15 protein-coding genes are annotated in these 23,171 nt (G+C 59.5%); 10 read left to right on the top strand and 5 right to left on the bottom strand.

All coding sequences use genetic code 11. From position 1 onward, the window contains the following. Positions 1-34 precede the first annotated feature (34 nt). The 9 genes from FYK55_RS16095 to FYK55_RS16130 all read left to right on the top strand — a co-directional run bounded on the left by FYK55_RS16095 (position 35) and on the right by FYK55_RS16130 (position 9,948). The gene (locus FYK55_RS16095; protein WP_161604550.1) at positions 35-559 is read left to right on the top strand and encodes a hypothetical protein; all 525 of its coding nucleotides are present in this window, start codon (positions 35-37) and stop codon (positions 557-559) included. Between the two features lie 216 nt (positions 560-775). Next, complete coding sequence (locus FYK55_RS16100) at positions 776-1,753, top strand: cation diffusion facilitator family transporter (RefSeq protein ID WP_235908731.1); 978 nt, start codon at positions 776-778, stop codon at positions 1,751-1,753. 436 nt (positions 1,754-2,189) lie between these two features. Next, on the top strand, positions 2,190-2,348 hold the full coding sequence (locus FYK55_RS29145) for a hypothetical protein (RefSeq protein WP_161604551.1): 159 nt from the start codon (positions 2,190-2,192) through the stop codon (positions 2,346-2,348). A 1,186-nt stretch (positions 2,349-3,534) separates the two neighbouring features. Continuing rightward, positions 3,535-4,020, top strand: a complete 486-nt coding sequence (locus FYK55_RS16105; protein WP_150077472.1) for a HEAT repeat domain-containing protein — start codon at positions 3,535-3,537, stop codon at positions 4,018-4,020. A gap of 78 nt (positions 4,021-4,098) precedes the next feature. After that, positions 4,099-5,175 carry an endonuclease/exonuclease/phosphatase family protein gene (locus tag FYK55_RS16110; RefSeq protein WP_150077473.1) on the top strand — a complete coding sequence of 359 codons (1,077 nt, stop codon included), beginning with the start codon at positions 4,099-4,101 and terminating at the stop codon, positions 5,173-5,175. 615 nt (positions 5,176-5,790) lie between these two features. Further along, positions 5,791-6,912, top strand: a complete 1,122-nt coding sequence (gene floA, locus FYK55_RS16115) for a flotillin-like protein FloA (protein ID WP_235908732.1) — start codon at positions 5,791-5,793, stop codon at positions 6,910-6,912. 19 nt (positions 6,913-6,931) lie between these two features. Further along, positions 6,932-7,438, top strand: a complete 507-nt coding sequence (locus FYK55_RS16120; RefSeq protein ID WP_150077474.1) for a hypothetical protein — start codon at positions 6,932-6,934, stop codon at positions 7,436-7,438. A gap of 800 nt (positions 7,439-8,238) precedes the next feature. Continuing rightward, positions 8,239-9,534, top strand: coding sequence for a DEAD/DEAH box helicase (locus FYK55_RS16125; RefSeq protein ID WP_235908733.1), 1,296 nt, complete (start codon positions 8,239-8,241; stop codon positions 9,532-9,534). Between the two features lie 141 nt (positions 9,535-9,675). Then, entirely contained in the window at positions 9,676-9,948 is a 273-nt protein-coding gene (locus FYK55_RS16130) for a cold-shock protein (RefSeq protein ID WP_449314225.1), read from the top strand. Positions 9,949-10,138: 190 nt separating this feature from the next. Here FYK55_RS16130 and FYK55_RS16135 read toward each other — a convergent pair whose 3' ends face one another. From FYK55_RS16135 to FYK55_RS16145, 3 genes are all read right to left on the bottom strand, one after another. After that, positions 10,139-10,957: an endonuclease/exonuclease/phosphatase family protein gene (locus FYK55_RS16135; RefSeq protein WP_235908735.1), complete on the bottom strand. Its 819-nt coding sequence runs from the start codon at positions 10,955-10,957 to the stop codon at positions 10,139-10,141. Between the two features lie 184 nt (positions 10,958-11,141). Further along, positions 11,142-13,082: an autotransporter outer membrane beta-barrel domain-containing protein gene (locus FYK55_RS16140; RefSeq protein WP_150077475.1), complete on the bottom strand. Its 1,941-nt coding sequence runs from the start codon at positions 13,080-13,082 to the stop codon at positions 11,142-11,144. A gap of 212 nt (positions 13,083-13,294) precedes the next feature. Continuing rightward, on the bottom strand, positions 13,295-15,493 hold the full coding sequence (locus tag FYK55_RS16145; protein ID WP_161604552.1) for a patatin-like phospholipase family protein: 2,199 nt from the start codon (positions 15,491-15,493) through the stop codon (positions 13,295-13,297). Between the two features lie 325 nt (positions 15,494-15,818). Between FYK55_RS16145 and FYK55_RS16150 the strand changes: the two genes are divergently transcribed. After that, a complete protein-coding gene (locus tag FYK55_RS16150; RefSeq protein WP_150077477.1) occupies positions 15,819-17,369 on the top strand; it encodes a DcaP family trimeric outer membrane transporter in 1,551 nt (516 codons plus the stop codon). A gap of 75 nt (positions 17,370-17,444) precedes the next feature. Here the strand turns inward: FYK55_RS16150 and FYK55_RS16155 are convergent, their stop codons facing one another. Both FYK55_RS16155 and FYK55_RS16160 read right to left on the bottom strand, forming a co-directional pair. After that, entirely contained in the window at positions 17,445-18,890 is a 1,446-nt protein-coding gene (locus tag FYK55_RS16155) for a DUF1501 domain-containing protein (protein ID WP_150077478.1), read from the bottom strand. After that, the gene (locus tag FYK55_RS16160; RefSeq protein ID WP_150077479.1) at positions 18,880-23,115 is read right to left on the bottom strand and encodes a DUF1553 domain-containing protein; all 4,236 of its coding nucleotides are present in this window, start codon (positions 23,113-23,115) and stop codon (positions 18,880-18,882) included. Before FYK55_RS16160 ends, FYK55_RS16155 begins: the two co-directional genes overlap by 11 nt. Positions 23,116-23,171 lie beyond the last annotated feature (56 nt).

Raw genomic sequence — 23,171 nt, forward strand, 5'->3', positions numbered from 1 at the left:
GGCTTGATGCGTCTCTCCAAGGACCATTCGCTACGTGCCGATCAGCGTAACCCGCGTGTGTTCATTGTTGTCAGCGGTTGATTTCGCCGATTTGATGCGGTGGGCCTTTCAATTCGCAGTCCTGATCGGCGTTGCCCTGGCGATCGCCGTGGTGTTCCGTTTGCACGAATGGTGGATGCATTTCTTTCAGCAGCAGCTTGCCCCAAGGTTGCTCATCTGGATCGAACGGGCCGGCAGTGACCGCAGGCGTGACCCATCATCCGCTGAGGCTGCACCGACGGGCCGAATCAAATTGCGGCGACAACTGCGCCGCTACTTCCTAGCCGGTCTGATCGGCCTGATGATCGGCGGCTCGTTGGGGCTGGCCGCTTGCTTGGCATCAAGCGAACTATGGGCCAGACTGTTCTCCGACCCCTCCCCGAGGACGGGAGACCCGATCGATCACTGGGCTAGCGGAATCACGCAGGCAATCGGATTTGTCCTGGTGACAGGCATTCTGGCGTTGACGGGCCTGCAGTGTGGGCTTCACGTTGCTTCTCGCATGCGATGCGACCGCTAAACCCCGAACGCTATCGGCATTGCGGCCGAAATCTGGCGGCGAGGTGCGAACGTGTATTCGAATCCGAATGCGCGGCACGGGCAATGCGTGGTGCTCGTGTTCTAGAATCGAAGATCACAGGCGCGTCACTCACCCGACGTCGCTGGCAATCGGTTCGTGACGTTCAACCGTTCCCCGTCAAACCGAAACGCGCTCACCAGCTTTTGAATCCAGACCATGATGGCCGAATCACACCACGACCACCCGCATGATCACACACACGATCACGCACACGATTCCGGGGGGCATGTCCACGGGCTAACCCGAGGCGGGGAACTGGCCGGTGTCAGCGATTCCCGTTTGCTGTGGGCCGTTGCTCTGAACCAGCTGCTGACCGTGGGACAGGTCATTGCCGGGATCTTTTCCGGAAGCGTCGCCCTGCTTTCCGACGCGGCACACAATTTCAATGACGCCAATGCGCTGCTAATTGCCTACATTGCCCGTCGCATTTCCCGCCGGGATGCCAACCAGCGGTACACCTTCGGATACCGCCGCGCCGAATTGATCGGTGCAACGATCAACCTGACATCCCTGGGTCTGATCGGGATGTTTCTGATTTACGAAGGGATTCGTCATTTCATCGAGCCCCAAGAAATCGTCGGCTGGTTGATGGCATCCGCTGCGGGTTTGGCATTGATCATTGATGTCGGTACCGCAGTCCTGCTGTGGTCGATGAGCCAAGGATCGATCAACGTCCGAGCCGCGTTTGTGCATAATCTGGTCGATGCGCTCGGATCCTTGGCGGTGCTGCTAGGCGCCGCGGCGGTCATCTGGTGGGATTGGACCTGGATCGATCCGTTGCTGACACTGATCATTGCGGGTTATGTCTTGTGGCAGGTTGCCACGATGCTGCCCCAGGCGGCCCGAATCCTGATGGAAGGTGCGCCCCACGACTTTGATTTCGACGCCATGGTATCCGCTGTTCAAGCCGTCCCGGCCGTCGAAGGGGCGCACCACTTTCACCTGTGGGAATTGGACGAGCAGCGGACCGCTTTGGAGGCGCACGTGGTGATCGCCAAGAGCAATGCCAGAGATCTGGAAGCGATCAAACAAACACTGAAGGAACTTCTTCAGCATGAATTTGGAATTGAGCATTCGACGCTGGAATTCGAATTCTCCGATCATGATTGCCCCGACAACCATGATTGTTATTAGCTGGCCAGCGCCCCTTTTAATCAATCACAGCGTGATTTGCAGTGCAATGAGAGCGGCAAGGGGTTAGCCGCCGGTCGGCGCGAGAAAACCCGCGGCTGACGAAAAAGGCGATCACCAGAGACTGATGACTGGTCGCTGGCAGACCAAGCCGCTGCGCAATCGGTCAGGACCTGCTGCCGTAAACGAGGTCGGCTGAACGTTCATCCGCGATACCGAGTCGATGTTGCCATGAATCCCGTACGGATTCATTTTCTCACATTGGATCGCCACAGCCATGGCGATGGCAGCCATCGTTGCCGGCCGGCAGCAGCTTTAAATCGCGCCGTCTCAGCATTTGTCTAGCGAACGGTCCATCAATTGCGTTGCGAAAAAGCCCTGTGCGTCGGCGATTTCGCGGCGCCCACAATTTCCTACTTGAAACTTCAAGGGCAATGCAATGAAACGTTTTTCAATGGCGCTCATGCTCGTGACTGCAACGTTTGCCGTTCTGGGATGCGAACGCGATGTGATGGAAGCAGAGACTCCGAGCGGAGCGGAAGTCGAAGTCGAAGAGAACATGGCAACGGGCGAGTACGACGTGGAAGTCGATGATTGAGCCCCGGCTGCCAAGTCGTAAAACGCCGAACGTCGCGCCGGGGCGGATTGCACATCCGCTGCCGGTGAATGACGGCGTTTTCATTAGACCGAATCTCGACGTGTGATCAGTTGCGCACGGTTGCCGTTGTACACGGTCGTCTCTGCCCCGCAGCACCAGATAAACCCATGATCATTTTTGGTTTAAGCACGAAAGAGAAACGCAAGCCGGCAGGACAATTCGATTGTCCAGCTTGCAACCGACGTGCGTCGTACGCCAAGCTGGTTCATGCGCGTCGGTTCACGCTGTTCTTTATTCCCATCTTGCCTCTCGGCAGCAACGATACCGGACGGGCGATCTGTCAAAACTGCGGCAGTGAGTTCTCCCGAGGGATGATCCAAACGACAACCTGAACGGTCTGCCTTCTTTCACACCAAGAAGCGTGACAGCCAGCGCGGATACGAGCAGCACTCCGCCGAAGTCGGCAGAGTGATCTGGTGGTACGCGAAAAGGTGTTCGGCAAAGTTTCTAAATCGTTGTTCGGTCAAAACGCTCGGAGCCTCCAGCGAGAACGTCCAAGCGTTTTTCTCTCCGACCCGAACGACGGTCCATTCCAATTGCACACTTTCCGGTGCGGTCGACGATTGCTTCTCCACCCACCCCTGCGTCGTCCAACAATAGTGTCTCAGGCGGCGTTCCTTCGTGACGGCAATCCAATCGGCCCGAATCGACGACCGGAACCTCTGTCGATCCGTCTCGTCGATCTCCGCGGTGAGCTTCCCCCATTGTTCGACAGGACCACCTGCCACGGATCCCAAAGCCACTGAAGGTGGACAAACTCGGATCAAGAACTTTGTTTCCAGTGGCCATCCTTGATCGCCTCGCAGTTTCACGCTGGATGCTTCCGACCGCAGGGGTGCATAAAGATCGGTGCGCACAGTCACGGGAGCCTCCCACGACCGAAATGGTTCGATCGGGTTCGGCAGGAACCATCGCAATTCGAATGTCTGAGCGACCATGCCAGAACGGCCAGCAGTTTTCGTACCGCAGTGCGACCCAGGAAAGCGCCGCCACCGGCATCATTGATCGCTGCCCGGCGTCCCCTCCGACGCCCGCGCCCGCACTGCTCCGCTGGGGGCGGATGATCTTGCCATGACGGCCAAGATTCACTAGTTACCAACGATGGGGACCCGACTCGGAAAAAACCATGATGGACCAGCGAAACCAATTGTGCTGTGCGGACGTTGAGCAGCGAGTTGCCGCGGCGGAGGCACTCAGCACGATGGGAGAATCAGCCGGTGAGGCAGCCGTAGAACTTGTGACGGCCTGTGGCGATGAAGAGCCGCGGGTCCGCGAGTACGCCGTCGTGTCCCTGGAGTCGCTGGGCGTTCCGCCGCCCGAAACGCTCGACGCCCTGACGGACCGGATCAAAGACGACTCGCCGCTGGTGGCTTATTGGGCGGTCACGCTGCTGGGTCGCTCCGGCCCGGCGGGAAAACCCCGTCAAAACGAAATCGCCGCGGTACTCGATTCGGACGCGGATCTGAGCGTCCGGGAACGTGCGGCGTGGGCTCTGGAAAAAGTGGGTGCAGACTCGGACGCCGCCATCGATGCTCTGCAACGTGCGGCGCAGTCTCCCCAGCCCAGGCTTTCCCGCCTGGCCAAAGCGGGCTTGACGCGGTCTCCCGCCTGACGCCCCAAGAAGACCTGACGCCCCGCGGGGATCAGGGCCAGCAATCGCAAGTTGCTTCGACAGGCATGGAGGCCTGGCATGGCACGCAGAAAATCACGACTGAAGGCCTACATTCTGGCCCTTTTGACCGGGGTCTCCGGAGGCGGCCTGGGCGGCTACTTGAATCCGGATTGGCCGGTCATCGGACCGATCGTCAAAAGCATCCAGACCCAACTCGGCAGCGCCGCTACGGACACGGCGGCTGCTCAGCCGGGCGATATCCAGAGGACGAGCCGACCGACGGCCGGCCCTCAACGAACTCCGGGCGGCGGCGTCCAACTGGCGTCCGCACGGCGCCCGCCGGGCAGCATCCTGATCGCCAGTTTCAACATCCAGGTGTTCGGAGAGAGCAAGCTTTCCAAACCCGGTGTCGTCGACGTCTTGGCGCAAACCGTCCGCCAATTCGACTTGGTTGCGATTCAAGAGGTGCGTGCCCAAGCGGACGACATCTTGCCTCGATTTCTGTCGGCAATAAACGCCGATGGAAGTCAGTACAGTTTTCTGATCGGGCCGCGACTTGGCCGAACGGTCAGCACCGAGCAATACGCGTTTATCTACGACACGACACGCATCGAATACGATCCGTCATCGGTCGGAACGATGATGGATCCTTCAGACCTGCTCCATCGTGAACCGTTCGTGACCCGATTTCGCGCTCGCACCAATCCGCCCCAAGCCGGATTCACCTTCTGGTTGGTCAATATTCACACCGATCCGGACGAAGTGTCGGAGGAAGTCGATTCGTTGGCCGAAGTCTTCCAAGTCATGCAGACCGCCCGCACCGACGAAGACGACGTGATCTTGCTGGGCGATCTGAATGCCGACCAGACACAATTGGGACGACTGGGTCAGGTCCCGGGAATCACCTGGACGGTTCGCGACACCATGACCAATACGCGAAAAACCAAAGCCTACGACAACCTCTTGTTCAGCGCCTATGCGACCCGTGAATACACCGGGCGTTGGGGAGTCTTTGATCTGGAGCAGGCGTTCGGAATCTCGCGCGACGACGCCCTGAAAGTATCTGACCACTTGCCGGTGTGGGCCGAGTTTCGATCGCAGGAGGTGGGATCCCAACCACAATTGGCCGACCGGCCCAACGCGGCGACGCGGTGAGGGGGGATACCCGCCGCACCGTCCTGTGAAGGTTTTCGGTCGGCATCCTGCATCGTACCGATCCGTCCGAGCGGCGATCCTGCGGGCAGATTCCACCAAAGCGAAGTGAATTCCGTTGCACGGGCACCCCGCGGCGCTAGAATCCATATAATCGCCGTTGCGTCATTCGCAGCGAATTGCTCGAACAGCGCTCCGGCTTTTTTCCATCGGCACCGTTGGCCTTCACTGATGCACCCTGCCCGACCGGCGCCTGCCGATTGTCTTGATCCTATCTTCAAGCATCACGCGCGCAAGGTGCTGATTCTCCGCCAACGCCGGCGAAACGACGGCACCCGAGTCGGCCGTTCCTAGCAATCTCTCCGGGGCCACTCCGCTGTGCCCCGGCTTCAACGCCTGGCGATCGAAGCTTGTGATCGAATCGCCCTGAGCATGGTCTTGGCCGAAACGCTTTCGCGCGTCGCAAAGACCTGAGGACCCAAAGTCCTTTGCCAACATCCATGTTTGGCGAAGCCCCGTCGGCTTGTTTCCGAGCCGATTGGAGCGGTTGATGGCTGTGTCGAAAGCAATCGTTCTTTCGGCAAGCCCACACAGGTCGGCCTGACTCAGGAGGCAGCCATGACCTTTCCGATGCCGCTGGCGTGGGTTCCCACAACAGCTCAAATCACAGTCGCAGTGGTACTGCTGGGAATCCTGGCGGTCTTGATCGCGGTGTTCGCGCGGTGGGGATCTTATTGGATTCAAGCCTACATGTCCGGCGCCGACGTCAGCATGGCCAGTTTGATCGCGATGAGTTTTCTGAAGATCGAACACCGGCTGATTGTGACCGCCAAGGTCATGGCTCGCCAAGCCGGTCTGGACATTGATCGCAAAGGCGGGATCAGCACGGCGCGTCTGCAGGCGCACCAGCTTGCCGGCGGGGACGTCATGAACGTGATGAAAGCGATCATCGCCGCTCACCGCGCGGGGATCGACTTGAATTTCGATCGCGCCGCGGCGATCGATCTGGCCGGACGCGATGTGCTGCTCGCCGTGCAAACGAGCGTCTCGCCACGAGTCATCCGCTGCCCCATGGAAGGCCATGAGGGAACGGGAAACCGGACCGCGGGGACACTCAGCGCGGTCGCCAAAAACGGCGTCGAGTTGCTGGTCAGCGCTCGCGTCACCGTCCGCACCAATCTGGAACAGCTGATCGGTGGTGCGACCGAAGAAACGATCATCGCGCGGGTCGGCCAGGGCATTGTGACGTCAATCGGCTCGGCCGATTCGCACATGGATGTGCTTGAAATGCCTTCGCTGATTTCTAAAGGCGCCATGGCCCACGGGCTGGATGTCAACACGGCCTACGAAATCGTCTCCATCGACATTGCCGACATTGACGTCGGCGAAAACATTGGCGCGAGATTGCAAAAGGACCAGGCCGACGCGGACGTCCGGGTCGCCCGCGCTGCTGCTGAAGTCCGCCGCGCCGAAGCGGTCGCCAGAAAACAGCAAATGAAAGCTCGCGTCGCTCTGCGGCGGGCCGAATTGGTCATCGCCGAGTCGGAAGTACCGAAGGGACTGGCCGCCGCGTTTCGCGCCGGACAGATCCGTGTCAAACGAATCGCCCCACCCAGGGTTCGCTCACGACGACTCGGAGACGGCGGAGGCGATCATCGCCCGTCCGATCCATCCTCAAGCCCACTTGGGGACCGATCGATGCCAGCCCGAATCAAACCACGTTCCCAAGAAGACTCCTGAAACAAATGGAGACCATGCGATGAATACCGCATCCAGTCCGACCCCGCCTGCGTCGCCCGCATCGCAGGCTCCCACGCCAGCCTACGTGCTGCTGGCCGACAAACAGCGCGTGGCGCCGAAACTGAGAGTTGATGAAGCGCGAGCAGCGATCAAGGTGATCTACGGCTTCTCCGACAAACCAACCTACGACTTGTTCTCTGAAAACTCCCCCACACCGTGTTGCCCCTACCCGCTGGTCAAAGGCTACCTGAGAACGGAACTGAACGCCCTACCGGAAACGCTGTTGCTGATCGCGATCGACCCGCCCGCCCCGGCTGGGGCGGATCTGGACGCGGCGACCTACCAAAGCGTGCTGAAAGCCCAAGAAACCCGATCCGACACCGTGGCGATCGACTACCGATTGAAATGGGACCCCGATTGCCAAGCCTACCGGGTTGAGAAAGACACCCTCGACTCAGACACCAACGCCCTGGCCGCTGCCCCTTTGGACGCGGCACCCACTTCTCGCCCAACCACTCCGGAGTGAGTTCGATGGCATTTGGAAATCGAGTCCCCGAATCAGCTTCAACTGGACAAGCCGACGAGGGCAGCCGGTTGATTCCTGCCGCCGATCCAGGCCGACCGCGTTTTTGTTTTGCCCCGCCGGCTCGCTTTTTCTGATCCCAGGAAAGCTGCGAAACCGATGAAACTGAGGGGAGATCGACCGCCGGACACCTAAATCAATGGGCGGCAGGCGTCCGCCCGTTACAAACGGTCCCCCGAACATCGGAGGCAAATATTCCGTGCATTTGGCCTTGGCCCCCAGCTAGGGCGCGTGTAGAGTCCTGTTGAATCGCAAACCAATTCGACGGTTTGCGAACTTTGACGATCGGATGTTAACGAGAGACGAAGCCGTACCGCGGCAAGCGTAGTCCGATCAGCGAGATGATTTGTTGAGCGAGGTTCTCAACTTTCTCGTCCGGCGAATGACGTTTTTCGCCTTCTGCTGCCAACTATCGGTCCTGTCGATCGCTCTGGAAAGCCGCTCGCGTCGTGAAAGCGACACAACCAATTCCGTGACCTTCTTGTTAGTCCGGAATCTTTGTGAAGCGGCGTCTGCTGTTACCAGAGTTGACCGAAAACGCTTTGCAGCGAACACACACACATCCCCTATTGTCCCGCGCGCACCGAGTGTTGAAGCACGCTTCGACACTGGTTGCCGCGACAGCGACTGATTCGGTCGTTGTCCGTCCGACGACCGGTCTCCATTGATGCGGATATTGATCTGCATTCCGGGAACCAACCGCGATCGGACACGGGGCAACTCTCAAACATCCGAGAACACTTTTGAAAACTTTTGAATCCATGGACCTGTTCGAGCCGCTCAAACGCGCCCTGGCCGAACAGAATTACGAACAACCGACCCCCATCCAAGCTCAAACCATTCCGCCGGCCATCGAAGGACAAGACATCCTGGGATGTGCCCAAACCGGTACCGGAAAAACCGCCGCCTTCGCCCTTCCCATCCTGGACTACCTGGGACAAGAAAAGCCGCGGGCGATGCCCAATCGCCCAATCGCGCTTGTGCTCGCTCCAACCCGCGAATTGGCGATCCAGATTGGCGACAGCTTTCGTGTCTACGGCAAGCATGTCCGTTTTCGTCAAGCCCTCGTCTACGGTGGCGTCGGTCAGGGCGCCCAAGTCAAAGCCCTGCGTGCCGGTGTGGACGTGTTGATCGCGACACCCGGACGGCTGATCGATCTGATGGATCAGGGGCACGTTGACCTCAGCAACGTCGAAATCTTCACGCTGGACGAGGCCGACCGCATGCTGGACATGGGGTTTCTGCCCGCACTGAAAAAGATCATCGCCGCGTTGCCTGAAGAACGCCAGTCGTTGTTCTTCTCAGCCACACTGGCACCCAAGATCCGTGAACTCGCTTCGCAATTGCTGTTCAACCCCGTGTCGGTGAATGTCACGCCCAAACATCCAAGCGTCAAGCAAATCGATCAATCGATCCACGTCGTCGATCGAACCGAAAAGCTGCCCAAGCTTTGCAATGTCCTGGGCGGCAAAGATGTCGATCGCGCGATCGTGTTCACCCGGACCAAACGCGGCGCCAATGCACTGTCCAAAAAGCTGGAGAAGGCCGGAATTCGATCCGCCGCGATTCACGGCAACAAAACCCAAAACGCCCGGCAAAACGCTCTGAAAGCGTTTCGCCAAAGTCGCGTTACCGTGCTGGTCGCCACCGACGTGGCCGCCCGCGGGATCGACGTCGACGGTGTCACACACGTCATCAACTTTGACATGCCGGTCGAACCGGAAAGCTATGTGCACCGCATCGGCCGCACCGGTCGCGCCGGAGCCGACGGAATCGCGATTTCGTTTTGCACGTCGGACGAACGCGAACACCTGCATGCGATCGAAAAATTGATCGGACAACGACTTCCCGTGGACAATCCCGATGCTTGGCAAACCAGCGCGAGTACCAGCAACGGCGGCCGTCGCCCGTCGGGCCGCGGTGGAGCGTCCAAAGGCCGGCGGTCCGGTGGACGCAAGTCGTCCACCCGATCTTTCGGCGGTCGCGGAAAATCACGGGGGCGTTCCGGCGGCAAACGATCGCCCGCCTTGGCATCCTGAACGCGCTCCGGGGTTCGTCCCAGCGATTAACATGGAGTTCCGAGTCATCGCCAGGAATTCCGAAAGCACAACCAACATCACTGCGTCGCTCGATACGTTCAGCGACCGGTGCAATCACGACCACTGTGTCGATTTGACCGCGTGAACGTTTCACCCGAATCAAGTGGACACAACTATTTTGAAGAGTTTTGGATTAGAGAAATGGAACAGGGAACAATCAAACGCATCACCGACAAGGGGTTCGGATTCATCGCGACGAGCGATAGTCGAAGCGACATGTTCTTTCACAGCTCCGCCCTCCAGGGCGTGCACTTTGACGACCTTCGCGAAGGCCAGGCCGTCAGTTATGAAGTCGGTCAGGGACCCAAAGGCCCGCGTGCCGAAAACGTGCAATTGATTGACGACGAAGCTTGATTGCGACCAATCAACGCTGCCAGACGGTAGCGATGACTCGTCACTGAGCATCCTTCGCACGCCGCGTGCGAGCTGCCGACGGCAAGCGATGCAGTAGCGACAAACCGGAACACCGGTCGACCCGAAGGTCACCGGTGTTTTTTGATGCGCCCCGATCGGTCAACGAACTGGTTCTTCGCCAGAAGCGAATTCACTCTCCAACACGAATCGTCAATGTCGCCGCGACCGGTCGATGGTCCGATGCCAATGCTTCATCGATGACCCTCACCCGTTCCACCGTCCAATTGCTTTTCGGATGAACGAAAAGAAAATCGATCTCCTTCTTGGGGTCGACCGACGAGAATGTGAATCGATCCTCCGCGGGCTTCGCCACTTCGAGCGAGTTTTCGCTGAACAGCTTCAAAGTCCGCGACTCTGGCACATCATTGAAATCACCCATCAATAGATAGGGAATCTTCAGCGTCGCGAGGTACTCGTTGAGGGCCCGTGCCTGGTCAAACCGGAAGGAATCATCGCTCACCCAATCGAAGTGCAGATTGACCACCATCAGCGGCGCGGCATTTGGAAGTCGAACTTCGACGGCCAAGGCGACACGGGGTTCATTTCCCCTGGGCAGTCGGATCACGTGCTCCCGGACAATGGGATGGCGTGAAAGAATTGCCAAACCATACTGTCCGCCTTGCAATTCCATGAACGAGCCGAAAGCGGCATGCATCTTCAATTGCTTGGCCAACTCCTCCGGTTGGTCCACGCTGCCGCTTCGGTTCACCCCGCGGTCGACCTCCTGCAAAGCCACCACGTCGGCCTCCAATTCATCCAAGACGCTCCCCGTCCGCTTGAGATCCAGCTTGCCGTCCATTCCCAAGCCGTGCTTGATGTTGTAGCTGACCGCCCGCAAGGTCACGCCTTCGTCCCCGAGGGCGGGCGTGGAGCGAAACAGCGGAAAGATTGCCACACACGCAAACACCAACATGCCAACACGCGGACGGCTGTTGAGACGAGAAAACATCACGTCGAAAGACCTCTGGCTGGGAGCGACGGTTCGTAAGCCCGGTTATCCTAGCCAGCCACCGTGGCCGATGCCAGCGTTTCCGCAGGTACCATCGGCTAGCCCGACGGCGTCCGCTCGCACGCCAGGACTCATCTCGCCAATTCCGCAGCCGACGCTTGCAGGCCTTTCCTCTTCTGCCGACCTACCAGCGATACTGGAGGCCACCGGCCCCGGTGTGGAACGACTGGACATCGTTGAATTGGCCCTCGTAGCTCAACAACAGCGTGCAGTGACAGAACGTCGACCATTGCACGTTGGCGCCAACGACGGCCCAATCGCGACCTAGGTCCAACCCTCGCACCAAGAAACTGTCCTGATCGACAAACGATGAAACGAAATCGTTGCGAGTATCCATGTACTCGTGCATCCAGCCGAAACGCAGTTTCGTCGTTGCGGCCCCCAGATCGGTCGGGCCGGACTGCTGCAGCGAAAGTCCCAGGATGCTGCGGGCCGATTCGGTATCCAACGCGGGACCGCTGAGGGCCACGACATCATCGCCCGTTTCATTGATCGCATCCTGCTCCAAATCCACGTACTGCACCGCCACGTGCGGAATCCACAGAGTGTTGTAATGATTGAACACGCGACCGTGTTCCAAATAAGCGAAACGCTGCGACCCGTCGAAATCGCTGCGGGCAACCCGCAACCTGTCGGCGTTGATTGTGCGCCGGACATCGTATTGCTGCGTTGCACCGCCGGCCATTCCCAAAAGGTAGTGACAGTTTCCAACGTATTGCAGTGAACCGCCGGCCAGGTACGTATCCATTTCGGCAACCTGATCGACACGATCGGCACTGACTTCGCCCGAGGACAGGTTGGCGAAGCCTCCCGCCAACAGCCCGCAAGCCAGCTCGCGTTGCACGCCGAGATCGGTGCCACCCATCCGATAGGTGAAGCCATTGGTGCCGCAATCGTCCGGATCGGCGTCGCCTCCGATCCCATAGCCCCGCACCCACCCCTGGGTTTTCTGCGGAAAGCAACACAACGGGTCATCGACCACCAATTGGTTGCGTGCCAACGCCAGGCTCATGCTGGTGTGTTGCAGTTGTGTGAACAGCAGCGTCGGATAGATCTGGCCGCCCAGCTGCTCCAGACCACTTTGGACTCCACCGACCGTCGATTGTTGGAACGAATTGATGACCGCCAGAAGATCGCCGCTGGCCCCTTCCTCCAGCACGTCCAAGTAGGCCCCGATTGATTGCTGATTGCAGCTTGCCGCCAGACTTTCAAACGTCACGTCGTTGTCTTGCAGAACAAACCCGACGCTGTTCGCCTGGTATTCCAACATCGCATCCAGGAAAGCCAGATTGTCGACAATGTTGTCAAAGGTTCCTGTGACCGCGCCGCCGGCCTCCAGGAAGGTGTAGCTGGTGCCGCTGGTGTAGGTCCCGGTGATGGCGTTGACCCGGACGGTCCCGCCGTTGATCGTCACCGAGCCGCCGACACTGTACAGGTCGCTGTCGACGCCCGGCGTCGTGCCGGTGTCGGCGATGTCCACCTGCACGAAGCCGGCATCCAAAGTCACGTCGCCGTTGAACGTCATCGTGTCAATGTCCGACCCCGGTCCGCCGGCATTCAGTGTCCCCCGACTGGTCGTATTTCCGCCGACCGTCCCGTTGCCGAACAAACTTCCGGAATCGCCGATCGTCAGGTCTTCCCCCAACGTTCCTTCAAAACTCAACCGCCCGGAGTTCAGCCGCGTGGTTCCCAGAAAGTTCGCATCCCCCAGAAATGAGATGCTCGAGGCGGGATCGTTGATCCGCAACAGGTCCGTGACCGCCGGAGCCGTTCCATCGACCACGATGCCCACAGCCTGGCGGGAGTCAAACGTCAGGTTGGAGGGAAACGCTGGCAGGTCGCTTTGCAGCGTGATGGTCTGATTGGCCAAACCGGGATCAAAAACGATCCGGTCGCCTGGATTGGCGTCTGAGATTGCTTGCCGCAATGACCCCATCCCGGTATCGGCAGCCGTGGTGACGCTGATATCGATCGCGTGGCTCTCCCCAACGGCCAGCGCCGCTAGCAGAAAGACCAACGTCCCCATCACAGGGACCCGATCGATCGATTTACGTGCCCGAACCATCGCTCTTCCTCTCCCTGGTCGAAATCCCGTCGCTCACCGTCTTAATCGGAATTCTCGGACCATTCGGGACATCAAATACGCTGCGATCGACCCTTCAATCAGAAACCACTGATACGACCAGCGACAAAATCATCAAAGTCGACCACCGGAGCATGCTCGGCGGAAGAATCAAAGCATTTGCTTTCAATTGCCAACGACGCGCGTTTCAGGATCTACAGCCGCAATCGAGCGTTTGATTCCACATCCAGCCACCGCCACCGGCATTCATAGCGGTAATAGTTCTTCGGATTGATCAGCTCAAACGTGGCGATCGACCCGATGGGCAATTCGTGGGTGGTCGTTGCCTGCACCAATTCGATTTGCCCAGGATTCTCGATCGGGAATCGATTCAGCTTGAACTGATCATGCGGCCGTCCGTCCGGCAGCAGCACCCAGATTCGAACCAATCCGGTGTTCGCGGCAATCGTGAATTTGAAGTGGCCGGTCCCGAATTCTTGCTCTGCCATGTTGGGCGGCATCAGCTGGCGCACCACCAGGGTCGCATCGGAGTCGATGGGGACATGTGAAAAGTCCAACAAGGTTTCGAACACGTATTGTCCCGGACCGGTTTGGGCGCGAAAGTGCTGCGGGCGAAGCGTCTCCGGCAGGTACTCGGCCCGCATCGAATCCTCGCTGGACGGCAACTGGATTCGAACCGTCGGCTTGTCCGCCGCCTGTTCGGTGCGACGCATGCGGAACCTCGCGTGCATCAGTGGGGGCGTGCGATTCCGGGACTCGCGCGTCCAACCGCGCAGGTCGTAAATCCGGTCATCGGACACGACGTCGTATCCCGTAAAGTCCAGCGGCTCCACGGTGTCGACACTCTTGAATTCCAATGCAGGAATCTGTGTCCCAGGTCCGTTCTCCAACAGGTCCAACACGTCGGCATAGAGGGGACTGGTTTCGGCGACGGCGGAAAGCACATGCGCCTGTCGAATGGCCGTCCGCCGGGATTGGATCAGAACCGTGGGGATCGTCAGGACCAGCACCGCCAACAGCGGAACCCAAAAGTAGGTCGGCCAGTCGCGAGGGCTGAACAGCGTGCTGAGTGCTCGCCGCGCAGCGGATCGCTGCAAGATTCTTGCCGCCGCCAACGTCCGGTTGGAGTCCGTCAACAAGCTGGCCGACGGATGGTCGGTTTTCCCCTGGCTGACAGGATCCCACGGTGGATCCGCCGGCATGTTCGGTTCGGTGATCAGGTTTCGTTCGCGACAGCATTGCCGAGCGATGCAATAGCCGTGGCGGATCAGTGCCGACGCTTCCAGATCCGAAAACCGGTCCATGTCGGTCCGGATCAGTGCCGCCTGTCGCTGGATTTCAGGGTGCAGGGCGGTCGCATCCTGGTCTCGCCGAACCAGCCGGTTGATCGGAAAGAACAACGCGCCCGGCGTGTCGCGGAACGATTCCAATTCCAACTGATTGACCCGGTCCATCAGAATGTCAGTCGAGCGGAGTGCAGTGCGGAGCAAACCGCCGGCCCGACCGGACGACCGCACCTTGAATTTGGCACCCGCGTCGCTAACCAGGATGCCGTCGAATTGGTTTCCGGTGCTCTCGACCGACGGGGTTTGGGTTGATTCATCCAGCAAATCGATCTGGGCGTTCCTTGCGTCATCCCGATTTGCCGTTGGCGACTGCCTCGGTTGCTGCAAATGATGGAACATCCGCAACCCCAGGTTGTCGTAGATCCCACCATCGGTGAATGCATGCCGGGTGAATTCTCCTTCGTTCGCCCCGACCTCTTTTCCACGGAGTTCCAAGGGAGGGAAAAACCCCGGAAAAGCCGATGATGCTGCGACCGCCATGGGGACGGTCGCCAACCCCATGTCGACTTCTTCGATCTCGTACCCGGGCCCACCGGCGGCGCGTCGCTGCAACAGCAAGCCGTCCCGGTGGAATGCGCACAACGACCCTTCACTCAGGTTGGTCGCCAGGATGTACAACCGAGGGGAGTTGGGAAGGTGAAAAAGTGGCGTGTCGCCGTACAGGAATTGTTCGTAGTGCTGCTCCAGCAGACCGGCGCGGGTCAATTGACGCTGTGATTCCAACCGCACAATCCTCCGCCCCGTGTTGGCCAGCGAAGCCAGCGGGAATCGCCGAACGATCCGGTTGCGGATATCCATTTGCAGAAACGTCAGCAGTTCATCCGCGACCGCATCAAACTCTTGCTCGGTACCGCAGTAGCGGTCCCAATTGAGCACCAGGTGGGCGCCGATCACGCTCCCCCCGGAGACCGAAGTGATGTGCGTCACCTCGCTCAGCAGGCCGGCATCGCGCAAGAACCGTATCACACCCAGGTGATACAGCACCGCGCGGAACCCTCCCCCGGAAAGAGCGAGTCCGAGACGACGAGGTTGGGCGAGATCGGTCAACGGTCGGCTATCGCTGATTGACAGAGAGATGAATCGGGGACGCTGGTCAACAACGGGCGGGAGGCCAAGGAATTCTAAAATAGGTTCCATCCAACCACCGGGCGATCGCAATCTCCCGGTGAAACTTTGTGAAACTCATGGAATTCCGGCTTCCAGAGCGACGGCCCGGACCGCCGATCGGCAACGAACCGCTCTGCGTCGCGCCGTCTCTACAAAACCCGCAAATCCGGCAGAATCCTTTTTTTCGCTCGATTCCGTCGCTGATTCCTTCGATAGGAAAAGATGAGTGTAAAAGGGTTTTCTCCGAACGCTGCTCGGAACGGGTATGCATCGCCTAAAACGGACGACTGTCTTTCGATGCCTGACATTCCTCTGCAGCTTCTGCTGCGGTGTGACGGCGATGGCGCAGACAGCCTGCAAGCGACTGCCACCTCCCGCGCCGCCGCGACAAGAATCGCCGGCGGATTCTAAAAGGAATGGCAATCAGCCGGACACTTCGGTCACCCCCTCCGGTTCCACGATCACTCCGATCGGCGCGATTCCGACGGGAGCACCCTTTGAAGGGTCGCAGTTTCAACTTGCTTCGGCACTCGCATTGACGCCATTGCAAGACGCGTCCGAATCGACACCCGTGGAAATGGAAAACGTTGCATCGGACGACTACTTCCTGGGATCCGAATCGATCGACCTCTCTTCGCTTGAAGGTCTGACGCTGTCGCCCAACAGCCCTGCGGTGCAATCGCTTCAGTTTGCTTCGGACCAGCCATCGATGGGTCCAGAACTGAAAAACAATTTCACGGCGATCCCGGAATTTGATAAAGGTTTGATCATCGTCGGTGATGGGATCGCCATGAAAATCGGCGGGTACGTCAAGGCAGATCTGATTTGGGACTTCGACCCCATCGATTCGATCGACTCGTTCGTCACCACTTCCATTCCGACCGATGCCGAGCCGCGACGCAATGTTCGCTTTCATGCCAAACAGTCTCGGTTGAGCTTCGACACGCGATGGAAGATTGGTGCGGACACGGCGCAAGCTTTCGTGGAAGCGGATTTCTTCGGCGGCTCCGACGGAGGCAACGGCGATCTTCGGCTACGACACGCCTACGGCCGATTCAAAAACTTCACGGCCGGACAGACATGGACCACCTTCACCGATCCGTCAGCGGTACCCCAGACACTGGATTTTGAGGGTGCGGTTTCCAACGTCAATCGACGTCAAGGATTGGTGCGCTGGGATCAGCCGCTCGCTTGGGACGGACTTTCGCTTGCCGTCGCACTGGAAGACCCTCAGATCATCATCGATGCTCCGCCGATGCTCACCGGTGCCGGCCGCACCGAATCGCCCGACTTCGTCAGTCGCCTGCGTTTGAGCCGAGATTGGGGCAATCTGCAAGTCGCGATGGTTTTGCGTGAACTGGGATTCCAGCCGACCGGGGAACGCGTCATCACCGCCGGCGCGTGGGGATTCAACTTCACCGGATCCCTGATGCTGTTGGAGCGCACGCGGGGTTACTTCCAAGTGACCTTCGGCGACGGCATCGGCAGCTACCGCGGATCCCCCGATGTCGTCGCAACCGGACCACAACAAGGCTCGGTATTGCCGATGTTCGGTTGGATGACTGGCGTCCACCACGAATGGTCGTCGTGTCTGACGTCCAACATCACCATCAGCCAATTGTCGTTGGACCCGATTCCGGGTCAAAACCCTGAGAATCTTCGCGACACCACCTATTTCGCAGTCAACCTGATCGCCAATCCGTATCCCAGCATCTTTTGCGGCATCGAATACCTGTACGGCAACCGCGTCGACATTGACGGTGACCGTGGCAGCGCAAATCGAGTCCAAACGTCATTTGGCTTTTATCTGCCCTAACCGCGTTGGCGCCGATGCGTCGCTGTCGCCGGGCCGACCAACTGACTCTTCTGCCCGGCCCAATGCCAAGCTGACTCAGCCCAAGATCTCGTGGAGCACGTTTCCGTGCACATCGGTCAAGCGGAAGTCTCTGCCGCTGTAGCGATAGGTCAGCCGTTCGTGGTCGATCCCCATCTGGTGCATCACCGTGGCCCACAAATCATAGATGGTGGCGGGCTTCTCAACGGCGTGATAGCCGAGCTCATCAGTCGCCCCATAAGCCATGCCGCCTTTGACACCACCGCCAGCGAGCCAAATGCTGAAGCCGAACGGATTATGGTCGCGACCGTTGTTCCCCTGGGAGAAGGGAGTCCGTCCAAATTCACCGGCCCAAACGATTAGCGTCTCGTCTAGCAATCCGCGCTGCCGGAGATCCGTGATGAGCGCCGCGATCGGCTGATCCACCTGCATTGCCATCGCTCGGTGCCCCCGTTCCAATTCTCCGTGTTGATCCCACGGATTCGGTGCGCCTCCGGCCCCGATTCCGCGTGTCAGGCAGCTCAATTCGATGAATCGCACTCCCCGTTCGACCAGGCGGCGAGCCAGCAAACACTGTCGCCCATACGCGGCCATTTCCGCATCGGGCGAGTCGACACCGTACGCTTTTCGCATCGAAGCGGATTCCCTGCTGATGTCACACAGTTCCGGGACCGCGGATTGCATTCGGAACGCGGTCTCGTAGTTCCGGATCGTCGCTTCCACCTGGTCATCGTTCGACGTTTCCTGCAAGAACGCTTCATCGAAGGTCTTGGTGAATTCCATGCGGGAACGTTGCCGAAGCGGTGTTTCTTGAGGCCGAATGTTGCGAACCGCTGCGGCTGCGTCGGCTTGAAAGACCGATCCCTGGTGTTCCGCTGGTAGAAACCCGTTGCTGAACAGACTGACGCCGCCATGTGGTGCGACCGCCCCACCACTTTGCAGCACCACGTATCCGGGAAGGTTCTGGTTTTCCGTTCCCAGTCCGTACGAAAACCATGCCCCGGCACTGGGATACCCCATGATCGGAAAACCGGTGTGCATGAAGAAGTTTCCCTGGGCGTGTTCGTTGACCGTGGTGGTCATCGAACGGATGACAGCGAGTTCGTCGGCCACCGACGCCAGGTTCGGAAACAGTTCGCTGATCGGCAATCCGCTCTGTCCCGACGGCGTGAACCAGAACGGGCTGGCCATGATGTTGCCGTTGTTGTTGAACTGTGTGCGTTCCACTTTGACCGGCATCGGTTGCCCGTCCAGCGATTGCAATTTGGGCTTCGGGTCAAAACTGTCGACGTGCGAAACGCCACCGGACATGAAGCAGAAGATCACGTGCTTGGCCTTCGGCACGTGATGCGGACGATCCAGCGCGGCGCGGGCCGGAAGACGGCCGATGCTTTCCGGACCATTCGCCCGGACCGATCGATCCCACAGACCGGCCAGTGCCATCGCGCCGAACCCGACCGAGCAGTCACGCAAATAATCTCGACGGGATCGACTACCGAACATAGAGAAACTCCGTCATTGAAAACATTGCCTTGGCCAGCTCTGTCCACGCCGCATGCAAGTCATCCGAGTCGGGCACGCCCCCCAACGCTTCCCGCTGGCGTTTCAAGTCCTCGGCATGCTGCATCAGACGATCCAGCTCTTGGCGCTCGTTTGCTACCAGGGCCTGAACGACCTGCTCCTCGCTGAACCAACGTGGCCGATCGATGTACCGGGCCGCAACCTGCTCATCGGTCAACGCCTGATCGTAAACGGCTGCACGCAGAATTCGTCCACGAAGCAACCGATTGCCCTGAGCGGGAAGGTGTCGCAGGCCCAAGCTGATCACCGTTTGGCCGGCTTGAAACGGAAATGGTCCGTCACTCTGGTAGGGCTGGCCGTAACGCGTCCCATTTCGGTAACCGATGATTGCTCCATCGGCATGGTAGGCAATCACCAGATGGACTGGTTCGTCCGCCGCCTGTGACTCTTCGTCTCCAGAGAACGACTGGGTGCGAGCAAACCTGTCACTTCCGGCAAGCCACTGACGCGGATCGCGTTCCCCGAACACGATGGCATCGAAGGTCACTCCGTCAAGCGTCTGCACCGACAGCACACCTCCGCCGCGCTGCTGCAAATCATCCAGTTGCACCCACGCTTCCAACGTTTTCTCGCTCAGCCCGGTCTCAAGCGGCTGTGTCACCGCGAACCCGGTTCCATCCAGCACCAGCGCTCCGCGAGCGAGTTTTGCGCCCCGCTTCAGATCGTCCGCTCGCAAGCTGTCTTCTCGCGAAGCGTCTGTGCTCGGGTCGGCGGAATCAAACGTCCAGCGACGCAGGGGCTTCGGCCCGCCGGGAGTTCTCACGCGATTCGAACCGGCTTCGGCTTCCAATCTCGCGCGTCCGTCCGCACGCAACGTCTCCACTCGGTCAAGCGCCGCGGTGATTTCCGCATCCAGTTGCTGCGACCGCCGTCGCACGTCGGCAATCTTGCGTTGAACCGAGTGAACGTAGCGGTGCGCCAAACGGATCTCTTTCTCGCTTGCCGGACGCCCCAGAGCCTCTCGAAACATGTGATCGATTCGCGATGCATCGTTTTTGCTCGCGGCTTCGGCAAGGACGCGTTTTGCCCAAGATTCCGCACACCGATCCACGGCAGGATCATTCATCAAAGCCAGTGACTGTGCCGGGACATTGGTTGCATCGCGTCGACCGACCGCGCTGAAGGGTTCGGGAAAGTCAAAGGTCCGCAGGAACGGGTCCAGGGCGTTGCGCTGCACCCGAACGTAAACGCTGCGCCGGTTGGAATCCCCGGAGACGGAATCGCCACCGACCTGGTGCTGCAAACGCCCCGACACCGCCAGCAGCGAATCCCGAATCGCCTCGGCTTCCAGACGCCGCACGTTGCAGTGAGAAAGCAAACGGTTTTCAGGATCGGTCCGGTCGGCCTCGGCAGAAACCTCCACACTGCGTTGCCAGGTACGGGAGGTCACGATCTGTCGGATCAGTTTCTTCAACGACCAACCGTCGCGGGCAAATTGATTGGCCAACCAATCCAGCAATTCGGGATGACTGGGTTGATCCCCCAACCGACCAAAGTTGTCCGGGGTTCGGACAATCCCAGCGCCGAACAGGTGGTGCCAGACACGATTGACCAGCACCCGTCGCGTCAGCGGATTGTCACCGCGAAGCAAGTCCTCGGCCAGTTGAAGCCGACCGCTGGACGCTCCCGTGTAGGGATCGTTATCGATCGCCTCCAGGAAACGTCTCGGAACGGGGGCTGCCGGTGACCGATGATCGCCCCGTTGATACAGCGGTTGATTGGTAGCAACCGTTTCCTGCAACCCCGGCACACGCGTGGCAGCCGGAATCTCTGACTCCAGCTCTCGGTAGCGCAGAATCAATGGTCGTGCCAGCGTCAGCGACGGCAGCCGATCGTCGATCATCCTCCGCCGCAACGCTTCATCCAGCAACAATGCCTGGGCATCACTGGCACATCCGTCGCGCCAGGCTTCGACGGCCTGACGCAGCGTCGCCGTGATCAATTCGATCAGTTCATTGCGCGACGTCGGCGGGGAGGAGCCGGCCGCATCCAAGATCGGCAGCAGGTGCTCGGGAAACCTCCGCGGAGCCGGCTGACCTTTCGGAACCAACCAGATCTGCCGCACGCCGAACCAGGAACGGGGTTGATCGACCGCCAGCAAGGGAGCGTCCCGGGCGGTGGTGAGTTCCAAATGGATTCGATCGCCTTGCCAGTAGGAAACGTCGTGGCGAATCCATTGCCACCGATTGCTCAACTTGTTGACGGGATACACCGTTCCGCGACGCGGGTAATCCTGGACCACATACCGCAAACTGGCCTCGGAGTCACCGATCACGTCCCACCACAGTTCGTAATCTCCATCCAACCCCAGATCTGGAGACGACAGGTGGGCGGCGTGTTTGTCGCTGATCGAATGGGAGTACACGCCGGCCGGATAGATCCCCTTCAAGGCCCGTTCCCCGTCCGGCGAAACGGCAAAGCATCCGCTCGGTTGCGGAGCCGTTTCGAGCCCCGCTCCGACACGGTACCAGCGTTCTATCTGGGAATCCTGGGACATGTCCCACTGCCGAGCGTCTTGACGATTCGGGTCGTCTTCCCACTGTCGACGAGCGTCCCGCAAATCCGCCAAAGACCGTTTCAACGATCGACTCACCCCATCGTCATCGGCTCGCGGCGGCAAGTCGTTCAAGAGGGCAGCAAATGGTTGCGAATCGCCAGCCTTTGGCTCGCGGTTCAGTTCCTTCATGATTCGTTTTGGAGTGTCAGCGAATTGCCCCAGCCAATCATCGGCGATTGCGTGACGAATCTGTTCTTTCAGGACGGCCAGTTGTTCACGATGCTTGTCCAGAAGTTCGGGAAGATCGATGGCATGCCTTGCAGGCCGGCACGATGCCAGGACACCATACAGCGCGTAGTAATCTTGCTGACTGATCGGGTCAAACTTGTGATCGTGACATCGCGCGCACGATACGGTCAGGCCCAGGAAGGCTTTGGAGAACGCGTTGATCTGGTCGTCGGTGAATCGAACCCGTTCCGCCAACGCATCGGTCGGTGCAAAACCGTGAAAAACCATCCGCCAGTGAGCCGTCCCGATGCGGGACTCATTGATTCCTAAGGTCCGGTTGATTCGGGGCTCGGGAAGGAGATCGCCGGCGACGTGTTCCCGGATCAATTGATCGACGGGGACATCCGAGTTGATCGCGCGAATCAAGTAATCGCGATAGATCGCCGCGTTGACGATCGGCGGATCCCCTTCGCTGCCGTGCGACTCGGCATACCGGATCCAGTCCATCCAATGCCGGGCCCAACGTTCTCCCATCGCCGGCCTGTCCAACAACTGATCAATCAGTTGCTCAATCACCAAGCCACGATCCGCCGCGGACGCATTGGCGATGCGTTCGGTCCATCGCTCCGAGGCGGCTGCCCCGGCGGGCAACCCCGTCAGATTGACAAACAGCCGCCGAACCAGCGTTGCCGGATCGGCTGCGGGCGAAGGTTCCAAACCGGCCGATTGAAGGCGGCGGTGGATGAACCAGTCGATCGGATTCTCCGCGGCCGTGTGGTCGGCTCCCGTTGCTGAGCTTGCTCCCACGGCGGGATCGATTGCTTGAATCGGTTGAAAGCTCCACCACTTCTTGCGACGATTCAGAACCGCGGTCCAATCCGTGGCAGCGGCCAGATCCGCGGCCGAAGGTGGGTCATCACGCGGGTCCACCGCACCATCGGCGATCCACTGCTGCAGGTCTTCGATCACTTCCGGATCCAATTTCGGTCCGCCTTCGGGCATCTCCAATCCCGGAATCTCATGACGGACGATTGCCATCAACCGGCTCTGCTCCGGAGACCCGGGAACGACGATCCCGCCCGAGTCGCCTTCGCCGCGCATCCCCAGGCGATGATCGACGGCAATGCCGCCCTCGGCGGTCTCGCTGGAGTTGTGACACGGATAGCAGTGTTCGACCAACACCGGACGAATGCGCGATTCGAAAAACTCCAAACGCTTCTCATCGCCTGCGTCCCCGGCAACGACGGGCACCGGTGCGATCACCTTGGCCTGCTCAGGAACCTTGGCCTGCTTCGAAACTTCAGCCTGCTCAGAAACCTTGGTCGATTCCGGAACCTCCCTCTCCTGCGATTGCACCGCAGCGGCCCGTCCGATGACCAGCAGAACCATTATCAACAGTGCGGTGACGCGACGACCGGGCACGGGAAATCTTTGGGGCAGGTGAGGCGGGCGGACCCACCGGGAGCGGGCTGAGGTCC

The sequence above is a fragment of the Roseiconus nitratireducens genome, assembly GCF_008629675.1.
Taxonomy (GTDB): Bacteria; Planctomycetota; Planctomycetia; order Pirellulales; family Pirellulaceae; genus Stieleria; species Stieleria nitratireducens.